The sequence below is a fragment of the Streptomyces sp. CNH189 genome, assembly GCF_000527195.1.
In genome coordinates this window covers 47,500-65,564 of sequence record NZ_AZUS01000009.1, presented here as the reverse complement: position 1 = coordinate 65,564, position 18,065 = coordinate 47,500, and the positions used below count along the sequence as shown (strand labels likewise).

Genomic DNA, 18,065 nt, shown 5'->3' with positions numbered 1-18,065 from the left:
CCCGAGTGTCCGACCAGCCCACCGAGCTCCAGGTGCGCAACCCCGCCACCGAGGAGGTCATCGCCACCGTCCCGGCCGCGAGCCCCGCCGACGTGGACGCCGCCGTCGCCCGCGCGGCCCGCGCGCAGACCGCCTGGACCGCCCTCGCGCCCGGCGAACGCGCCCGCCTGCTGCGCCGGTTCGCCGCCGCCGTCGACGACCACGTCGAGGAACTCGCCCTGCTGGAGGTCCGCGAGGCCGGCCACACCCTCGGCAACGCCCGCTGGGAGGCCGGCAACGTCCGCGACCTGCTCGACTACGCGGCCGGGGGAGTGGAACGCCTCACCGGCCGCCAGATCCCCGTGCCGGGCGGCGTCGACGTCACCTTCCTCGAACCGCTCGGCGTCGTCGGCGTCATCGCGCCCTGGAACTTCCCCATGCCCATCGCGGCCTGGGGCACCGCCCCCGCCCTCGCCGCCGGCAACGCGGTCCTCCTCAAGCCCGCCGAGACCACCCCCCTCACCGCCCTGCGCCTCGCGGAACTCGCCCTGGAGGCGGGCCTTCCCGAGAGCCTGTTCCAGGTGCTCCCCGGACACGGCCCGGTCACCGGCAACGCCCTCGTCGAACACCCCGGCGTCGCCAAGATCGTGTTCACCGGGTCGACGGCCGTCGGCAAGCGGGTGTGGGCCAAGGGGGCCGACCGCCTCAAGCGGGTCACCCTCGAACTCGGCGGCAAGAGCCCCAACATCGTCTTCGCCGACGCCGACCTGGAGGCCGCCGCGGCCGCTGCCCCCATGTCCTTCCTCGACAACGCCGGACAGGACTGCTGCGCCCGCACCCGCATCCTCGTCGAACGGACCGCCTACGACCGTTTCCTGAACCTGCTCGCGCCCGCGATCGAGGCCGTCCGCGTCGGCGACCCGGGCCGCGACGAGGACGTCGACATGGGCCCGCTGATCTCCCGCAGCCAGCTCGACCGCGTCCGCTCCTACGTCCCCGACACCCTCGACGGCATCCGCGGCAAGGCCCCCGAAGGCCCTGGCTACTGGTTCCCGCCGACTGTCCTGACCGGCGTGGCCCCGGAGGACCGGGTCGCCGTGGAGGAGGTCTTCGGGCCCGTCGCCGTCGTCCTCCCCTTCGACGACGAGGCCGACGCCGTCCGCCTGGCCAACGCCACCGACTACGGCCTCGCCGGCTCGCTGTGGACCCGTGACGTCGGCCGAGCCCTGCGCGTCTCCCGGGCCGTGCGCGCGGGCAACCTGTCGGTCAACTCGCACTCCGGCGTGCGTTATTGGACCCCCTTCGGCGGGTTCAAGCAGTCCGGCGTGGGCCGCGAGCTGGGCCCGGACGCCCTGACCGCCTTCACCGAAACCAAGAACGTCTTCATCAGCACGGAGGCCTGACCGCACATGAGCGAGGACATCATCTGCCGCCGCCTGACCGGCCGCACCGCCGTCGTCACCGGAGCCGGCAGCGGCATCGGGCTCGCCTCCGCGCGCCGCCTCGCCTCCGAGGGGGCGAACGTGGTCTGCGCGGACGTCGACGAGGTGCGCGGCAAGGCCGCCGCCGAGGAGACCGGCGGGATCTTCGTGAACACCGACGTCACCGACCCCGAGCAGGTCGAGGCGCTGTTCCGTACCGCGTACGAGACGTACGGCAGCGTCGACGTCGCCTTCAACAACGCGGGGATCTCACCGCCCGACGACGACTCCATCCTGGAGACCGGCCTGGAGGCGTGGAAACGCGTCCAGGAGGTCAACCTCACCTCCGTCTACCTGTGCTGCAAGGCCGCCATCCCCTACATGCGGGAGCAGGGCAAGGGCTCCGTCATCAACACCGCGTCCTTCGTCGCCCGGATGGGCGCGGCCACCTCGCAGATCTCGTACACCGCCTCCAAGGGCGGCGTCCTCGCCATGTCCCGGGAGCTCGGCGTGCAGTTCGCCCGGGAGGGCATCCGGGTCAACGCGCTGTGCCCCGGACCGGTCAACACCCCGCTGCTGCGGGAGCTGTTCGCCAAGGACCCGGAGCGGGCCGCGCGCCGGCTGGTGCACATCCCGCTCGGCCGGTTCGCCGAGGCCGAGGAGATCGCCGCCGCCGTCGCCTTCCTCGCCAGCGACGACTCCTCCTTCGTCAACGCCACCGACTTCCTCGTCGACGGCGGCATCTCGGGGGCGTACGTCACACCGCTGTAGCGGGCGGTACGCGGTGACGGCGCCCGTCGTTACAGTGCCCGGATGAGCATGACGCCCCCGCCCGGCTGGTACCCCGACCCGCACGCCCCTCACCTGGAGCGCTGGTGGGACGGCACGGCCTGGACCGAGCACCGGCGGACGCCGGCGGCCGGTTCCGCGCCGGCGTCGGGCGCGGTGGCGGGCGGGTTCGGTGCGCCGAGCGCCCCTCACACGCCGAGCGCGCCGGGTACGCCGGGGCCGTACGGGGCTGCGGGGGGCTTCGGTCCTCCGGCCGCGCCCGGTGGTGGCGGGTCCGGCGGCTCGGACGGGTCCGGCGGGGCCAAGGCCGTCGCGCTGACCGCCGCCGGGGCCGTGCTGGTCGCCGCCGTCGTCGCCGGGGCGCTGCTGCTCACCGGCGGCGAGGACGACCCGCGGGCCGGGACCGTTCCGACGTCCACGGTCTCCGCCCCGGAGACCAGGCCGAAATCCGCGTCCCCCTCACCCCCCGCATCCGAGCCCGGACCCGGGGACGAAGGGGTCGTCGAGGACGAGCTCAACGGCGTCACCTTCCCGCTCCTCGACGGCTGGGTGCGGCCGCAGCACGTGGTCGAGAAGGACGCCGTCATGACCACCGACGGCACCCACGACTGCCCCGGCGAGGGCTCCCTCTGCCGCGGCGGCCTGGTCCTCTCCCGCACGGTGACCGCGACCGACGAGTCCTCGCCCCGTGCGCTCGCCGAGGCGGACATCTCCGAGGCGGCCGAGGCGGCCTTCGACGAGGACACCCTCGGCAGCCGCCCCTACGGCGGCATGGAGTCCCACCAGGTCCTCAAGGCGGGCCCGGTCGCGGTGGCGGGCCGCGCCGGATACCTCGTGCGCTGGCAGGTGACCACCGCCAAGGGCCCCGGCGGCTACGTGCAGTCGCTGGTGTTCCCGTCCAGCGTCGGCACCGAGTCCCCGGTCCTCGTCCGGTTCGTCTTCGAGGCCGGCCCCGACGGCCCGCCCCTCGCCGACATGGACCGCATCACCAAGGGCATCCGCTCGGTCGCCGACCAGGCCTCCGGCGGCGGGGTCGGCAGCAGCATCGGCCCGGACGACTGAGCCCGGGTCACTACAGGAACGTCCGCCCCTCACCCCGGTACGTCGGCACGGTCGCCGTCACGGTGTCGCCCTCGACCAGGTGCAGCGCGTCGAACCGTTCGCACAGTTCGCCCGCCTTGGCGTGCCGGAACCACACCTTGTCGCCGATCAGCAGATCGTCCGCCACCGGTCCCAGCAGGGGCGTCTGCACCTCGCCGGCCCCCTCCTGCGGGTCGTAACGCAGGCCCTCGGGCAGGTACGGCACGGGCAGCCGGTCCGCGCCGGGCGCGCCGGAGGCCGGATAGCCCCCGCCCAGCACCGTCACCACGCCGACCCCGGGCCGCCGGACGACGGGCAGGGCGAACAGCGCGGCCGGCCGGCCCGTGAACGACGTGTAGTTGTCGAACAGCCGGGGCACGTACAGCCCCGACCCGGCCGCGATCTCGGTCACCGCGTCCTCCGCCGCCGTGTGCTGCACGCTGCCCGTGCCGCCGCCGTTGACGAACTCCAGGTCCGGTACGACCTCGCGCACCGCCCGCACCACCGCCGCCCGCCGCTCGGCGAGTTCACGGCGCGCGGCGGCCTGCATCAGCCGCACCGCACGGGACCGCAGCGGCCGCCCGGCCACCGCGTCCCCGACACCGGCCACATGACCCTCGTACGCCATGATGCCGACGACCTCGAAGCCCGGCCGCCGGGCCACCGCGCGGGCCACCTCGGCGACCTGGGCGGGGGAGTGCAGCGGGGAGCGCCGGGCGCCGACCCGCATCCGCCCGCCCAGCAGCCTGAGCGACGTGTCCAACTCCAGGCACACGCGCACCACTTCGCCGCCACCCTCCCGCGCGGCGTCGATCAGGTCCAGCTGCGCCGGGTCGTCGACCATGACGGTGACGGCCGCGGCGAGCTTGGGGTCGGCGGCGAGTTCGGCGTACCCGGCGCGGTCGGCCGACGGGTAGGCGAGCAGGACGTCGTCGAATCCGGAGCGGGCCAGCCACAGCGACTCGGCGAGGGTGAACGACATGATCCCCGCGAACCCCTCGCGGGCCAGGACCCGTTCGAGCAGCGCCCGGCAGCGCACGGACTTGCTGGCGACCCGGATCGGCTTGCCCCCGGCACGGCGGACCAGATCGTCCGCGTTGGCGTCGAAGGCGTCGAGATCCACGATCGCGACGGGGGCGTCGAGCTGGGCGGTGGCCCGGTCGTAACGGGCCCGGTCGGCGGCGCGCGCAGTCATGACCGAAGCCTGCCAGACCGGATTACCGCAGGGTAGAGGGACGTTCCGGGCAGATGCCGCGGGCCTGCGGACTGGTTCCCGTTCGGCGCGCCGCACGCCGTAGAGTGACGCGCACGCACGGCGGTACGGGGCCGGCCCGGTCGTCCGGGCGGATGACGCGCCTGCCGTGCGGGTATCTGTGCCCGGGACGCGTCCGCGCCCGGCCACTGGGCAGCGATACGCCGGCCGCGGACGAGGTCCGGCCCGGGCACGAGGAAACGGGGGGTGCATGAGCACGGAAGCGCGCCGCGCCTCCCTTCCCCCGCGCCCCTCGGTCCCGCCGCGCCCGGCCCAGCCCCCCGCCCCCGCCTCCCCGCCCGACGCACGCGCGCGCACCTCGGGCGGCCCCGGCCTCTTCGACCCCCGGACCCCGCGCGCCTCCGAACCCGTCGATCCCGCCGCGCGGACGGCGGACGGACGCGAGGGTGACGCGCCGGGCGTGCAGGGCGACGTCCCTTCGGCGGCCGGTGCGCGGGGCTCCGCCCCGGACCCGGCTCCTCGAACGCCGGAAGAGTCAAGTCCCCGTAAGGACACGTCCGGTCACGGCGCTGACGTCCCGCGCCCGCGCTTCCCCCGCATCGGCACCACCGGTACCACCGGCACCGACAGCTCCGCCCCCGCCGCGCCCCCGCCGCAGGCGTCCGCCCGGTTCCCCGACGCCCCGCCCACCGTCGGCCGGGGCATGCCCTCTCAGGACGCCGCGCCTCCCGCCCCCTCGGCGCCTCCGCGTCCCGCCGTACACCCCGCCCCCTCCGTACCTCCGCGTCCCGTCGTACGCCCCGGCGCCGAGACCCCGTCGGAGACGACGGCCCGGCTGCGCCCCGTACCCCCCGCCGCCCCCGAGGCCCCGACGGCACCCCCGGCCCGCGGCACCGCGCCCGCCGGCCGCACCGGTACCCCCGTCCCGCCCCGCGCCGCCGAACCGGACCCCGCGCTGTCGTGGAGCGCCCCCATGGCGCCCGGCGGCGTCCCCGGCGGGCGCCCCACCGTGATCACCTTCGGGGAGCCCGGGCGGTACGACGGGGGCGGACCGTCACGCCCGTTCGCCCGGCGCACCCGTGCGCAGGTCGTGGCCGCCGTGATCTGCCTGGTCCTCGGCACCGGCCTGATCGGCGGCGCCGTCACCGGTGCCTGGCTCGCCGACGGCCCCGAGGGACCCGGCACCCGGCACGCCTTCACCGTCGCCGGGGACCTGTGGCACGACGTCCCCGTCGACCAGCTCTTCCCGCCCACCGTCCAGGGCGGGGGAGCGGGCCCCGGCGAGGCCGACCGGGCCTGGACCCGGATCGCCGTCGCCCCCGACAGCGGCTGCAAGGGCGCCTTCGACGCCCTGCTCACCCGCGTCCTCACCCCCGTCGGCTGCGAGCGCCTGCTGCGCGCCACCTACACCGACGCCACCCAGAGCCACGTCACCACCGTCGGCCTGCTGTTCACCGAGGCCGACGCGGCCGGCATGAAAGCCCTGGCCGGCCGCTTCGACCGCGAACGCCTGGACCGCCGCGGCGACCTCGTCCCGCTGCCGTACGCCGCCAAGGGCACCGCGGCCGAGGGCTTCGGCCCCGAGCAGCGCGCCTCCTGGGCGATCTCCGTGCTCACCGACGCCCCCGTCGTCGTCTACGCCGTCTCCGGCTGGGCCGACGGCCGTACCGTCGACGAGCCCCGGCCCGCCGAGGACGCCATGCGGCCCGGAGCCACCACCGCCCCCGCCCAGGCGGGCCTCGGTCACGAGGCCCGGGGCCTCGCCGACCGGTTCGAACGCGCCCTGCGCAAGCGGGCCGGAAGCGCCACGGAGCGTCCGTCATGAGGAAGCGCCCCGCCGCCCTCGGCGGCCTGCTCGCCGCCGCCCTGGTGCTGGTCCCCGTGACCGCCGCGCACGCCGACGCCATCCGCGACCGGCAGTGGGGCCTCGACGCCCTGCACGCCGACCGGGCCTGGAGCACCACGCGCGGCGCGGGCGTCACCGTCGCCGTCCTGGACACCGGGGTCGAGGCCGACCACCCCGACCTCGACGGCAACGTCCTGGCCGGCAAGGACCTGGTCGGCTTCGGCGCCCGCGAGGGCGACGAGGCCTGGGCCCGCCACGGCACCGCCATGGCCGGCATCATCGCCGGTCATGGCCACGGCCCGGGAAACGGCGACGGCGTCCTGGGCGTCGCCCCCGAGGCGAAGATCCTCCCCGTCCGCGTCATCCTCGAGGACAAGGACCCGGCCCGCGCCAAGGCCCGCAGCACCCGCGGCAACGCCCTCGCCGAAGGCATCCGCTGGGCCGCCGACCACGGCGCCGACGTCATCAACCTCTCCCTCGGCGACGACTCCGCCTCAGCGCACCCCGAACCCGGCGAGGACGAAGCCATCCAGTACGCCCTGCGCAAGGGCGTCGTCGTCGTCGCCTCCGCGGGCAACGGCGGCGACAAGGGCGACCGGATCTCCTACCCGGCGGCCTACCCGGGTGTCATCGCCGCCACCGCCGTCGACCGCTACGGCACCCGCGCCCCCTTCTCCACCCGCCGCTGGTACGCCACCGTCAGCGCCCCCGGCGTCGACGTGATCATCGCCGACCCCGACCACAAGTACTACGAGGGCTGGGGCACCAGCGCCGCCGCCGCGTTCGTCTCCGGATCCGTCGCCCTGGTGAGGTCGGCGCACCCGGACCTGACCCCGGCCCAGATCAAGCGGCTCCTGGAGGACACCGCCCGCAACGCCCCCGCCGACGGCCGCGACGACTCCCGCGGCTTCGGCTTCGTCGACCCGGCCGCCGCGATCGAGGCCGCCGGCCGGCTGAGGCCCGAGGGGCTGAAGGCGGCTGCCTACGGGGACGAGTACTTCGGCCCCGGCCCGGACGCCGACACCCCCGGCGACGACACCGCCGACTGGGCCGCGCCCCTGGCGGGCGGCGCCGGCGGCGTGCTGCTGGTCGCCGCGGTGGTCCTCTGGCGCGCCCGCCGCCCCGAGAACGAGAACTTCTAAAGGCGTTCCGCCAGCACGTCCACGGCCTCCCGCGCCGCCTCCTCCACCCGCGCCACCCCCTCCGCCATCGACGCGTGCCCGTCCGACAGCACCGCCACGGCACACACGCGCCCGCCGGTCGTCACGCACCCCGTGCTGTTCACGACCCACAGCCCGGTCGCGTCCCGGGGCAGCCAGCCGTTCTTCACGGCCCATCCGGTGCCCGGGTCGGCCAAGGCCGGCACGCCCCAGGCCTGCTCCGGCACGACCCGCTCCATCAGCTCCCGTACGTACGCCCGCGCCGGCGCGTCCAGTACCGCGTCCGCCTCCCCGCCCGGCGCGAAGATCATCCGCAGCAACGCCACGCGGTCCGCGGCCGTGGTCCGGGTCAGCCCCCAGCGCGCGTCGGCCACGGTGCGGGTCAGGCCCAGGCGGGCGTCGGCCGTGCCCAGGCCCGCGGCCCGCCCGACGACCTGCCACAGCGCCGTCGCCGCGTCGTTGTCGCTGCGCACGATCATCGCCTCCGCGTGCGCCCGCTCGGCGGCGGTGAGGTCCCGGCCCCCGTCCCGCGCGCCGAGCAGCAGCGCCGTCAGGATGTCCACCTTCACCACGCTCGCGGTCACGAAGACCCCTTCGCCCGAGGCGTACGTCTCCCCGCTCGCCAGATCCAGCGCCGCCACCGACACCCTCGGCCCGTCCGTCACCTCGCGCTCCCTCCCGCCCGCGTCCGGGCGTCCCGCGCACGGCCGCTAAGGTCGGTGACCGTGGCGAACAAGAACATTCCCGACTCCCCCTTCCGTGACGACGACGGAACCGCCGACCCACGGCTGAGCGCCGCGCTCGCCGCCTGGGCCGAGGACGGCAACGCCGTCGGACCGGTCCTGGAGGCGCTCAAGGACGCCCGGCTGCTCGTCCCCGTGGTGGCTCTGCTCGGAGAGGTGGAGGAGGACGACAGAGAGGGGCGCGAAGCTCCTCGGAAGGGTGGCGACGGGCGACGGGGGGCCGGGTTGCGCCGCGAGAAGACCAGCGACATGGCCGTGCCCACCCTGAAGGCAGGCGGCCGCACCGCGCTGCCCGCGTTCACCTCCACCGACGCGCTCGCCCGCTGGGACGCGGACGCCCGCCCCGTCGCCGTACCGCTGCACCAGGCGCTCCAGGCCGCCGCGCACGAGAAGGCGGACACGGTGGTCCTCGACCTCGCCGGTCCCGTGCCCTTCGAACTGACCGGGCCCACGCTGCTCGCCCTCGCCGAGGGCCGCACCAGCACCGACCCGCTGCGGGACCCCGCCGTCGTCGAGGCCGTACGGGCCGCCGTCGCCGCCGAGCCCGCCGTGCTGCGCGCCCACCTCGGGCCGGGGCAGGCCGACGGCACCCTCGCCCTGGTCCTCGACCCGGCCGCGCAGGTCGCCGAGGCCGCCCGCGCCGTGGCACAGCGGCTCGCCGCCGACGAGACACTGAGGGCCCGCCTGGTGCGCGGCCTCGACCTGGCAGTCCTGCCGGCCGAGGCGACGCCGCCCGGCGAGCCCTTGTACGTACGTAACTGAAAAGACCGTGACCGGGAAGACGGAGCGGGCGCCCCGGTGAAGGGGCGCCCGCTCGGTCAGCCGTAGATCGCGCCCGTGTACTTCTCGCCCGGCCCCTGACCCGGCTCGTCCGGGACCACGGAGGCCTCGCGGAAGGCGAGCTGCAGCGACTTCAGGCCGTCCCGCAGCGGCGCCGCGTGGAAGGAGCTGATCTCGGTCGCCGAGGCGTCCAGCAGACCGGCCAGCGCGTGCACCAGCTTGCGGGCCTCGTCCAGGTCCTTGTGCTGGTCGCCCTCCTCGGTCAGACCGAGCTTCACGGCGGCGGCGCTCATCAGGTTGACGGCGACCGTCACGATCACCTCGACCGCCGGGACCTCCGCGATGTCGCGGGCCATGGCGTCGAAGTCGGGGTTGCCGGGGGTCTCGGGGGTGTCCGAGGGGGAGGTCTCACTCATGCCCCACACGATAGGCGGTGGCGTCCGGCGCCCTCCGGTTAGCCCTTGTCAAGCGATCCTGGTAATCTGGTGGGCGACCGGTCGGACCCGTATGCCTCATGGTGCACAGGCCCGGCCCACAAGTGGAGGCCTTGAACTCCCACCTGGCCGCCCTCAGGGCGGCGGGTCACCGGTCAGGCGGTCCCGTCCCCGAGTCGGCGATCAGCCCGAAAGCGCGCCCCGCGGTCCTCGCGGCGGTGCTCCGGTAGTTCGAGGAGCCCCGCCTGTGATCGTCCGGGGCATTTTTTGTGTTTCGGTGCGGTTAGGTCTCACAAGAACAGAGACGTTACGCGGCTGTCCGCCAGACCGTCGCGTGGTGCTACCGAGGAGGATCCATCAGCGCCGAGCCCCGCATCAACGACCGGATTCGCGTTCCCGAGGTGCGACTTGTCGGTCCCAGCGGCGAGCAGGTCGGGATTGTCCCGCTTGCCAAGGCCCTGGAGCTTGCGCAGGAGTACGACCTCGACCTCGTGGAGGTCGCGGCGAACGCCCGTCCGCCCGTGTGCAAGCTCATGGACTACGGGAAGTTCAAGTACGAGTCGGCCATGAAGGCCCGTGAGGCGCGCAAGAACCAGGCGCACACGGTCATCAAGGAGATGAAGCTCCGGCCGAAGATCGACCCGCACGACTACGACACCAAGAAGGGTCACGTCGTCCGGTTCCTCAAGCAGGGCGACAAGGTCAAGATCACGATCATGTTCCGTGGTCGCGAGCAGTCCCGGCCGGAGCTCGGCTACCGACTGCTGCAGCGTCTCGCGGAGGACGTGGCCGACCTCGGGTTCGTGGAGTCGAACCCGAAGCAGGACGGCCGCAACATGATCATGGTTCTCGGTCCGCACAAGAAGAAGACCGAGGCGATGGCCGAGGCCCGCCAGGCACAGGAAGCCCGCAAGGCAGAAGCGAAGGCCAACCCCGGCAAGTCGCAGAACGCCGCGGACGCGGACTCCGTCCAGGCGGCCGAGGAGCCGGCCGAGGCGTGACTCCCCGGGGCGCCAGCCCCAGGAAGCAACCCGAACAAGTACGACGCTCCACCGTGCCCGGTTTCACGACCGGGCACAGGAGCGCCACCGACGAGGAGAGAACGGCGCTATGCCGAAGAACAAGTCGCACAGCGGTGCCAGCAAGCGCTTCAAGATCACCGGCTCCGGCAAGGTGCTCCGCGAGCGTGCCGGCAAGCGCCACCTGCTCGAGCACAAGTCGTCCCGCGTGACGCGTCGCCTCACCGGCAACGCCGAGATGGCCCCGGGCGACGCCGCGAAGATCAAGAAGCTTCTCGGCAAGTGACGCCCCGGCGCGCGAGCGCCGTACGTACGTCAGACCGGGACCCAATCGATTTCGGGCCGTGTGAGCACCACCACGGCCCCGCTACAAGGAGTTAACAAGTGGCACGCGTCAAGCGGGCAGTCAACGCCCACAAGAAGCGCCGGGCGATCCTCGAGCAGGCCTCCGGCTACCGCGGTCAGCGTTCGCGCCTGTACCGCAAGGCCAAGGAGCAGGTCACCCACTCGCTGGTCTACAACTACAACGACCGCAAGAAGCGCAAGGGCGACTTCCGTCAGCTGTGGATCCAGCGCATCAACGCCGCTGCCCGCGCCAACGGCATCACCTACAACCGCTTCATCCAGGGTCTGAAGGCCGCCAACGTCGAGGTCGACCGCAAGATCCTGGCCGAGCTGGCCGTCAACGACGCCACCGCCTTCGCCGCGCTCGTCGAGGTCGCGCAGAAGGCGCTGCCCGCGGACGTGAACGCGCCCAAGGCTGCGTGAGGTCGTCGGCCTCGGCCGACGTTCCATTTCTCCGGGACCCGCAGGCTTCGGCCTGCGGGTCCCGTTGTTGTCGTTGCCCTCGGCCGGGTCGTCGGCCGCGGGTTCGTCGTGGTTGGTCGCGCAGTTCCCCGCGCCCCTGGGGGTGCTGTGCCGACCCCCGGTCGGGAAGTTGAAGGTGACTGAAAATGGTGTCCGTCGGTCCTGAGCTGATCTCTCCCCGTTCCGCCCGGGTGAGTGCCGCGCGGCGGCTCGCCAAGCGGAACTTCCGGGGGAAGGAACGGCTGTTCCTCGCCGAGGGGCCGCAGGCCGTCCGGGAGGCCGCCGCGCACCGTACCCAGGACACCGCCACGCTCGTCGAGCTGTTCGCCACCCCCGAGGCCGCCGAGCGCTACGCCGACATCGTCGGCGCCGCCCGGGACGCCGGCGCCCGCGTCCACCTCGCCTCCGAGCAGGTCGTCGCCGACATCTCCACCACCGTCACCCCGCAGGGCCTGGTGGGCGTGTGCCGTTTCCTGGACACCCCGTTCGAGGAGATCCTCGCCGCCCGCCCCCGCCTGGTCGCCGTCCTCGCCAACGTGCGCGACCCCGGCAACGCCGGGACCGTACTGCGCTGCGCCGACGCCGCCGGGGCCGACGCCGTCGTCCTCACCGACGCCTCCGTCGACCTGTACAACCCCAAGGCCGTCCGCGCCTCCGTCGGATCCCACTTCCACCTGCCCGTCGCCGTGAACGTGCCCGTCGAGCGGGCCGTCGCCGGACTGCGCGACGCCGGTGTGCGGCTGCTCGCCGCCGACGGGGCCGGCGACCGGGACCTCGACGAGGAACTCGACAAGGGCACCATGGGCGGCCCCACCGCCTGGGTCTTCGGCAACGAGGCGTGGGGGCTGCCCGAGGAGACCCGCGCCCTCACCGACGCCGTCGTCCGGGTGCCCATCCACGGAAAGGCGGAGAGTCTGAACCTCGCCACCGCCGCCGCCGTATGTCTCTACGCGTCGGCACGTGCACAGCGCGCCGCCGGAGGGTCCCGCTCCGTCACCGGGAGCTAGTAGGCTGACCAGCTCGGGGACCCTCCCCAGTCTTTCGGCCGGGGCCCGAGGACGGGGCGCCCCGAGGACGTTCCGAGAGGTGGGGTACGGGGATGAGCGTCGGCACGAGCAGCGCACCGGGAGCAGAGCGCACGGCGCGCCCGCCCGCGCCCCGGCCCGGTGACGTCGCCGACCTCGGCATCCACCCCGACCAGCTCCCCGACGGACTCGTCGTCGCCGACGAGCACGGCCGGGTGATCTGCTTCAACGCCGCCGCCGTACGCATCACCGCCGTCCCCGCCGAACAGGCCCTCGGCCGGTCCCTGGAGACCGCGCTGCCGTTAGAGGACCTGGAGGGGCGCCGCTGGTGGCAGCTCACCGACCCCTACGGCGGCCTCGCCATCCGGGTCGGCCAGCCCGAGCGCAACCTCCTGCTGCCCGGCGGCCGTGAGGTCCTCGTCTCCGCCCGCTACGTCCGCACCCGCCCCACCGGACCCGTCCGCCGTGTCGTCGTCACCCTGCGCGACACCGAGGCACGCCGCCGCACCGAGCGCAGCCACGCCGAGCTGATCGCCACCGTCGCGCACGAACTGCGCTCCCCGCTCACCTCGGTCAAAGGCTTCACCGCCACCCTCCTCGCCAAGTGGGAACGCTTCACCGACGACCAGAAGCGGCTCATGCTGGAGACCGTCGATGCCGACGCCGACCGCGTCACCCGGCTGATCGCCGAGCTGCTCGACATATCCCGCATCGACTCCGGGCGCCTGGAGGTGCGCCGCCAGCCCGTCGACATCGGGGCCGCCGTGGGCCGGCACATCCAGGCCTACGTCGCCGCCGGGCAGGCGGCCGACCGGTTCCTGCTGCGGGTGCAGCACCCGCTGCCCGCGCTGTGGGCCGATCCCGACAAGATCGACCAGGTGCTGAGCAACCTGCTGGAAAATGCCGTGCGTCACGGCGAGGGAACCGTCACCATCGACATCACACCCTCGGCGTCCCCGCGTGACCGCGAGCACGCCGAACCCGCAGCCACGTCGGTCACCGTCAGCGACGAGGGGCCCGGCATCCCGGAGGAGTCCATGAACCGCGTCTTCACCCGCTTCTGGCGGGGCAGCAAGCGCGGTGGCACGGGCCTCGGGCTGTACATCGTCAAGGGCATCGTCGAGGCCCACGGCGGCACCATCACGGTCGGACGCGCCCCCGGCGGCGGCGCCGAATTCCGATTTACGTTGCCCGTGGCGGCCCCCGCGTATCTCACCTGAGACGCAGGCGGCCCCCCACGGGCGCCTTCGCGTTCCCCCACCCCGTTAGACTCGGCCTTTGGCACCTTTGCGTCCCGAGGACGGAAAGCCGCGACGCCGAGCAGACGCGCGACGGACCATTCGTCCACGAGTCGATGACGGGGACCATCAGCCAGCCAACCGGAAGCACGGGAAGAGATGTCGGCACCGAATAAGTCGTACGACCCTGTCGAGGTCGAGGCGTTGAAACCGGAAGAGATCGAGCGCATGCGGGACGAGGCGCTCGCCGCCTTCGCCGCCGCGGACTCCCTCGACGCGCTCCAGGAGGCCAAGGTCGCGCACACCGGCGGCACGTCCCCGCTGGCCCTGGCCAACCGTGAGATCGGCGCCCTGCCCCCGCACGCCAAGGCCGAGGCCGGCAAGCGCGTCGGCCAGGCGCGCGGTGCCGTGAACAAGGCGTTCGCCGCCCGCCAGGCCGAGCTGGAGGCCGAGCGCGACGCGCGCGTCCTGGTCGAGGAGGCCGTGGACGTCACGCTGCCCCACGACCGCGTCCCGGCCGGCGCCCGGCACCCGCTCACCACCCTCTCCGAGCGCATCGAGGACATCTTCGTGGCCATGGGCTACGAGGTCGCCGAGGGCCCCGAGGTCGAGGCCGAGTGGTTCAACTTCGACGCCCTGAACATCGGCCCGGACCACCCCGCCCGAGGCGAGGCCGACACCTTCTTCGTGCAGGGTCCGGAAGGCGGCACCGAGTCCGGTGTCGTGCTGCGCACCCACACCTCGCCCGTGCAGGTCCGCTCCCTGCTCGACCGCGAGCTGCCGGTCTACGTGATCTGCCCCGGCCGGGTCTACCGCACCGACGAGCTGGACGCCACGCACACGCCGGTGTTCCACCAGGTCGAGCTGCTCGCCGTGGACGAGGGCCTGACCATGGCGGACCTCAAGGGCACCCTGGACCACATGGTGCAGTCGCTGTTCGGCGCGGAGATGAAGACGCGGCTGCGGCCGAACTTCTTCCCCTTCACGGAGCCGTCCGCCGAGATGGACATGCTCTGCTACGTCTGCAAGGGCGCGTCCGTCGGCAACCCCGACCGGCCCTGCCGCACCTGCTCCAGCGAGGGCTGGATCGAGCTCGGCGGCTGCGGCATGGTCAACCCGCGGGTGCTCACCGCCTGCGGCGTCGACCCGGAGAAGTACAGCGGCTTCGCCTTCGGGTTCGGCATCGAGCGGATGCTGATGTTCCGCCACAACGTCGAAGACATGCGAGACATGGTCGAGGGTGACGTCCGGTTCACCCGGCCGTTCGGGATGGAGATCTGATGCGGGTCCCGCTTTCCTGGCTGCGGGAGTACGTCGACCTGCCGGCCACCGAGACCGGCCGTGACGTGCAGGCCAAGCTGATTTCGGCCGGCCTCGAGGTCGAGACCGTCGAGCACCTCGGCGCCGACCTCAAGGGCCCGCTCGTCGTCGGTCAGGTGCTGACCGTCGAGGAGCTCGAGGGCTTCAAGAAGCCGATCCGCTTCTGCACCGTCGACGTCGGCCAGGCCAACGGCACCGGTGAGCCCCAGGAGATCGTCTGCGGCGCCCGCAACTTCGCCGTCGGCGACAAGGTCGTCGTGGTCCTGCCCGGCGCCACCCTGCCCGGCGGCTTCTCGATCAGCGCCCGCAAGACCTACGGCAAGGTCTCGCACGGCATGATCTGCTCCAGCGGCGAGCTGGGCATGGGCGACGACGGCACCCACGGCATCATCGTGCTGCCGCCGGAGACCGAGGTCGGCAAGGACGCCATCGAGCTGCTCGAACTGGTCGACGAGGTCCTGGACATCGCCGTCACCGCCAACCGCGGCGACTGCCTGTCCATCCGCGGCGTCGCCCGCGAGACCGCCATCGCCTACGGCCTGCCGCTGCGCGACCCGGCGCTGCTCGACGTACCCGGCCCGAACGCCTTCGGTTACCCGGTGAAGGTCTCCGACCCGGCCGGCTGCGACCGCTTCACCGCCCGTACGGTGACCGGCCTGAGCCCCGAGGCGCGCTCCCCGATCTGGCTCCAGCGCCGCCTGCAGAAGGTCGGCATGCGGCCGATCTCGCTCGCCGTCGACGTCACCAACTACGTGATGATGGAGCTCGGCCAGCCGCTGCACGCCTACGACCGCAGCCAGGTCCAGGGCACCATCGGCGTGCGCCGCGCGCAGGAGGGCGAGAAGATCGTCACCCTCGACGGCGTCGAGCGGAAGCTGCACGCCGAGGACCTCGTCATCACCGACGACCGCGGTCCGATCGGCCTCGCCGGCGTCATGGGCGGCGCCGACACCGAGATCGCCGACCACGACGACGTGGAGAAGTCGACCGGCGACGTGGTCATCGAGGCCGCCCACTTCGACCAGGTGTCCATCGCGCGTACCGCCCGCCGCCACAAGCTGTCCTCCGAGGCCTCCCGCCGCTTCGAGCGCGGCGTGGACCCGCAGGCCGCGGCGGCCGCCGCGCAGCGCACCGTCGACCTGCTGGTCCTGCTCGCGGGCGGCACCGCCGAGGCGGGTGTCACCGAGGTCATCGCCCCGAGCGCGCCGCACACCATCACGATCTCCGCCGACCACCCGGACAAGGTCGCCGGTGTGACCTACGGCCGGGAGACCGTCGTGCGCCGTCTCCAGGAGGTCGGCTGCGACGTCTACGGCCAGGACGAGCTCATCGTGACCGTCCCGTCGTGGCGGCCCGACCTGACCGACCCGAACGACCTCGCCGAAGAGGTCATCCGGCTGGAGGGCTACGAGAACCTGCCCTCCACCCTGCCCAGGCCGCCCGCCGGCCGGGGCCTGACCGGCCGCCAGCGGCTGCACCGCCGCATCGGGCGGGCGCTGGCCGGCGCCGGTTACGTGGAGGCGCCGAACTACCCGTTCGTCAGCGAGCAGGTCTTCGACCAGCTCGGCCTGGACGCCGACGACCCGGCCCGCCGCGTGGTCAAGCTGGTCAACCCGCTCAGCGACGAGGAGCCCGCGCTGCGCACCTCGCTGCTGCCGGGGCTGCTCGCCGCGCTGCGCCGCAACGACGGCCGCGGCTCGCACGACCTCGCGCTGTTCGAGACCGGCCTGGTCTTCCAGCCGCGGGACACGGCCAGGACCGCCGCGGACCTGTCCGTCGACCGCCGGCCGAGCACGGACGACATCGCCGCGCTGAACGCCGCGCTGCCCGACCAGCCCCGGCATGTCGCCGTGGTCATGGCCGGCGCCCGCGAGCAGGCCGGCTGGTGGGGCAAGGGCCGCCCGGCCGACTGGGCCGACGCGGTCGAGGCCGCCCGGACCGTCGCCCGTGAGGCCGGCGCCGAACTCGGCATGCGCAAGGGGCAGTACGGGCCGTGGCACCCGGGCCGCTGCGCCGAGCTGACCGCCGCCGTCGACGGCACCGAGCGCGTCGTCGGCCACGCCGGGGAGCTGCACCCGCGGGTGCTGAAGGCGCTGGGCCTGCCCGCGCGTGCCTGCGCGATGGAGCTGGACCTGGACGTCCTGGAGCGGATCGGCGACACCGTCCCGCAGGCGCCGTCCATCTCCACCTTCCCGGTCGCCACGCAGGACGTCGCCCTGGTCGTCGACGCCTACGTGCCCGCCGCTGACGTGGAGGCCGCGCTGCGTGAGGGCGCGGGCGAACTCCTGGAGTCCATCCGCCTGTTCGACGTCTACGAAAACGCCGAGCAGCTGGGTGAGGGCCGCAAGTCGCTGGCGTACGCGCTGCGCTTCCGGGCGGACGACCGCACGCTGACCGTCGACGAGGCGTCGGCGGCCCGCGAGGCGGCCGTCGCCCTGGCGACGGACCGCACCGGAGCGGTACTCCGCGGCTGACGCCGCGCGCTGTCCCACGCACGGGCCGGTCCTCGAGGCGGACGCCTCGGGGCCGGCCTGTCGTGCGTCTCGGCGGACGAGTTCGCCTGCGAGGCGTGAGGGGTCGCGAGGCGTGAGCGGTGAAGAGCGGCGGTCACGCGGTCGGTGTTCCGGGGGGCGCCCGGCATTGTGGGGTGGCGTGCCGCGGGGCGGCCGTGGGATGCCGCAGCCGTTCGGTCCGCGAGGCGCGGGCGGAGGGCGGGCTCGGGAGGTGCGTGCTGCGGGTATGCGCCCGGCGTTGTGGGGCTGCGGGATCGGCCGGGCAGCGGATCGGCCGGGGCAACGGGCTTGGCACCGCGACGCCGGGACAGGGGCGCGGTCCGCAGGGGGACCGAGGTCACCCCCGACGCGGCGAGGCGGCGCCTCGCGTGACGCGCGCGGCGCGGCATGTGCCGAGGCGGCATGGCCCCATGGCGACAGGCGGGGCGGCCCCGCCTGTCGCCGTTCCGCCGGGGCGGTGGCAAGACGGGTGGTCCCGCCCGTGGTGGCCTCGTCGGCGCGGGTGCGGGCGTCTCAGGTGCGCCCCTGCCGGAGGGGCCCTTGGGGTCGGGGCGGCCCGAAGGGCCGGAGGACGGGTTCCGCTTTGGGCATATGCGGGGGTGGGCGCGGGCATGCCAGGGCTGGTCAGCAGGCGGAACGTCGGCGTCCCACCAGTTACTCACTCGTTCGGGTGACTGAGTCGGGTGATGCGGCCGGAG

The 18,065-nt window shown here is 74.0% G+C and carries 16 protein-coding genes; 13 read left to right on the top strand and 3 right to left on the bottom strand.

Going from position 1 to position 18,065, the window contains the following annotated elements; translation table 11 throughout:
* Nucleotides 1-5: 5 nt before the first annotated feature.
* The 3 genes from B100_RS0114385 to B100_RS0114375 are packed head-to-tail and all read left to right on the top strand — an operon-like array spanning nucleotide 6 to nucleotide 3,251.
* On the top strand, nucleotides 6-1,382 hold the full coding sequence (locus tag B100_RS0114385) for an aldehyde dehydrogenase family protein (RefSeq protein ID WP_024885144.1): 1,377 nt from the start codon (nucleotides 6-8) through the stop codon (nucleotides 1,380-1,382).
* A 6-nt stretch (nucleotides 1,383-1,388) separates the two neighbouring features.
* On the top strand, nucleotides 1,389-2,171 hold the full coding sequence (locus B100_RS0114380; protein ID WP_024885143.1) for a 3-oxoacyl-ACP reductase: 783 nt from the start codon (nucleotides 1,389-1,391) through the stop codon (nucleotides 2,169-2,171).
* A 48-nt stretch (nucleotides 2,172-2,219) separates the two neighbouring features.
* A complete protein-coding gene (locus B100_RS0114375; protein ID WP_024885142.1) occupies nucleotides 2,220-3,251 on the top strand; it encodes a DUF2510 domain-containing protein in 1,032 nt (343 codons plus the stop codon).
* Between the two features lie 10 nt (nucleotides 3,252-3,261).
* Here the strand turns inward: B100_RS0114375 and B100_RS0114370 are convergent, their stop codons facing one another.
* Nucleotides 3,262-4,464: an amino acid deaminase/aldolase gene (locus tag B100_RS0114370; protein ID WP_024885141.1), complete on the bottom strand. Its 1,203-nt coding sequence runs from the start codon at nucleotides 4,462-4,464 to the stop codon at nucleotides 3,262-3,264.
* A gap of 268 nt (nucleotides 4,465-4,732) precedes the next feature.
* On the opposite strand from B100_RS0114370, the gene B100_RS37585 reads away from it, so the two are divergent.
* The gene (locus tag B100_RS37585; RefSeq protein ID WP_486585642.1) at nucleotides 4,733-6,307 is read left to right on the top strand and encodes a hypothetical protein; all 1,575 of its coding nucleotides are present in this window, start codon (nucleotides 4,733-4,735) and stop codon (nucleotides 6,305-6,307) included.
* The gene (gene mycP / locus B100_RS0114360) at nucleotides 6,304-7,470 is read left to right on the top strand and encodes a type VII secretion-associated serine protease mycosin (RefSeq protein WP_024885139.1); all 1,167 of its coding nucleotides are present in this window, start codon (nucleotides 6,304-6,306) and stop codon (nucleotides 7,468-7,470) included. Before B100_RS37585 ends, mycP begins: the two co-directional genes overlap by 4 nt.
* Here mycP and B100_RS0114355 read toward each other — a convergent pair.
* Nucleotides 7,467-8,153, bottom strand: a complete 687-nt coding sequence (locus B100_RS0114355; protein WP_024885138.1) for a serine hydrolase — start codon at nucleotides 8,151-8,153, stop codon at nucleotides 7,467-7,469. The genes mycP and B100_RS0114355 overlap by 4 nt on opposite strands.
* 60 nt (nucleotides 8,154-8,213) lie before the next feature.
* On the opposite strand from B100_RS0114355, the gene B100_RS0114350 reads away from it, so the two are divergent.
* Nucleotides 8,214-8,993, top strand: coding sequence for an SseB family protein (locus B100_RS0114350; RefSeq protein ID WP_024885137.1), 780 nt, complete (start codon nucleotides 8,214-8,216; stop codon nucleotides 8,991-8,993).
* A gap of 56 nt (nucleotides 8,994-9,049) precedes the next feature.
* Here B100_RS0114350 and B100_RS0114345 read toward each other — a convergent pair whose 3' ends face one another.
* Complete coding sequence (locus tag B100_RS0114345; RefSeq protein ID WP_024885136.1) at nucleotides 9,050-9,427, bottom strand: DUF1844 domain-containing protein; 378 nt, start codon at nucleotides 9,425-9,427, stop codon at nucleotides 9,050-9,052.
* Nucleotides 9,428-9,801: 374 nt separating this feature from the next.
* On the opposite strand from B100_RS0114345, the gene infC reads away from it, so the two are divergent.
* The 7 genes from infC to pheT all read left to right on the top strand — a co-directional run bounded on the left by infC (nucleotide 9,802) and on the right by pheT (nucleotide 17,328).
* Nucleotides 9,802-10,446 carry a translation initiation factor IF-3 gene (gene infC / locus B100_RS0114340; RefSeq protein WP_078540917.1) on the top strand — a complete coding sequence of 215 codons (645 nt, stop codon included), beginning with the start codon at nucleotides 9,802-9,804 and terminating at the stop codon, nucleotides 10,444-10,446.
* A gap of 109 nt (nucleotides 10,447-10,555) precedes the next feature.
* Nucleotides 10,556-10,750 carry a 50S ribosomal protein L35 gene (rpmI, locus tag B100_RS0114335; RefSeq protein ID WP_003977225.1) on the top strand — a complete coding sequence of 65 codons (195 nt, stop codon included), beginning with the start codon at nucleotides 10,556-10,558 and terminating at the stop codon, nucleotides 10,748-10,750.
* Nucleotides 10,751-10,848: 98 nt separating this feature from the next.
* Nucleotides 10,849-11,232 (top strand): 50S ribosomal protein L20, encoded by a 384-nt coding sequence (gene rplT, locus B100_RS0114330; RefSeq protein ID WP_004933571.1) that lies wholly within the window; start codon nucleotides 10,849-10,851, stop codon nucleotides 11,230-11,232.
* 185 nt (nucleotides 11,233-11,417) lie between these two features.
* The gene (locus B100_RS0114325; RefSeq protein WP_024885135.1) at nucleotides 11,418-12,278 is read left to right on the top strand and encodes a TrmH family RNA methyltransferase; all 861 of its coding nucleotides are present in this window, start codon (nucleotides 11,418-11,420) and stop codon (nucleotides 12,276-12,278) included.
* A gap of 92 nt (nucleotides 12,279-12,370) precedes the next feature.
* Nucleotides 12,371-13,516, top strand: a complete 1,146-nt coding sequence (locus B100_RS0114320; protein WP_024885134.1) for an ATP-binding protein — start codon at nucleotides 12,371-12,373, stop codon at nucleotides 13,514-13,516.
* 177 nt (nucleotides 13,517-13,693) lie between these two features.
* A complete protein-coding gene (pheS, locus tag B100_RS0114315; protein ID WP_024885133.1) occupies nucleotides 13,694-14,815 on the top strand; it encodes a phenylalanine--tRNA ligase subunit alpha in 1,122 nt (373 codons plus the stop codon).
* The gene (gene pheT, locus B100_RS0114310; RefSeq protein WP_024885132.1) at nucleotides 14,815-17,328 is read left to right on the top strand and encodes a phenylalanine--tRNA ligase subunit beta; all 2,514 of its coding nucleotides are present in this window, start codon (nucleotides 14,815-14,817) and stop codon (nucleotides 17,326-17,328) included. The genes pheS and pheT overlap by 1 nt, the downstream gene beginning before the upstream one ends.
* Nucleotides 17,329-18,065 lie beyond the last annotated feature (737 nt).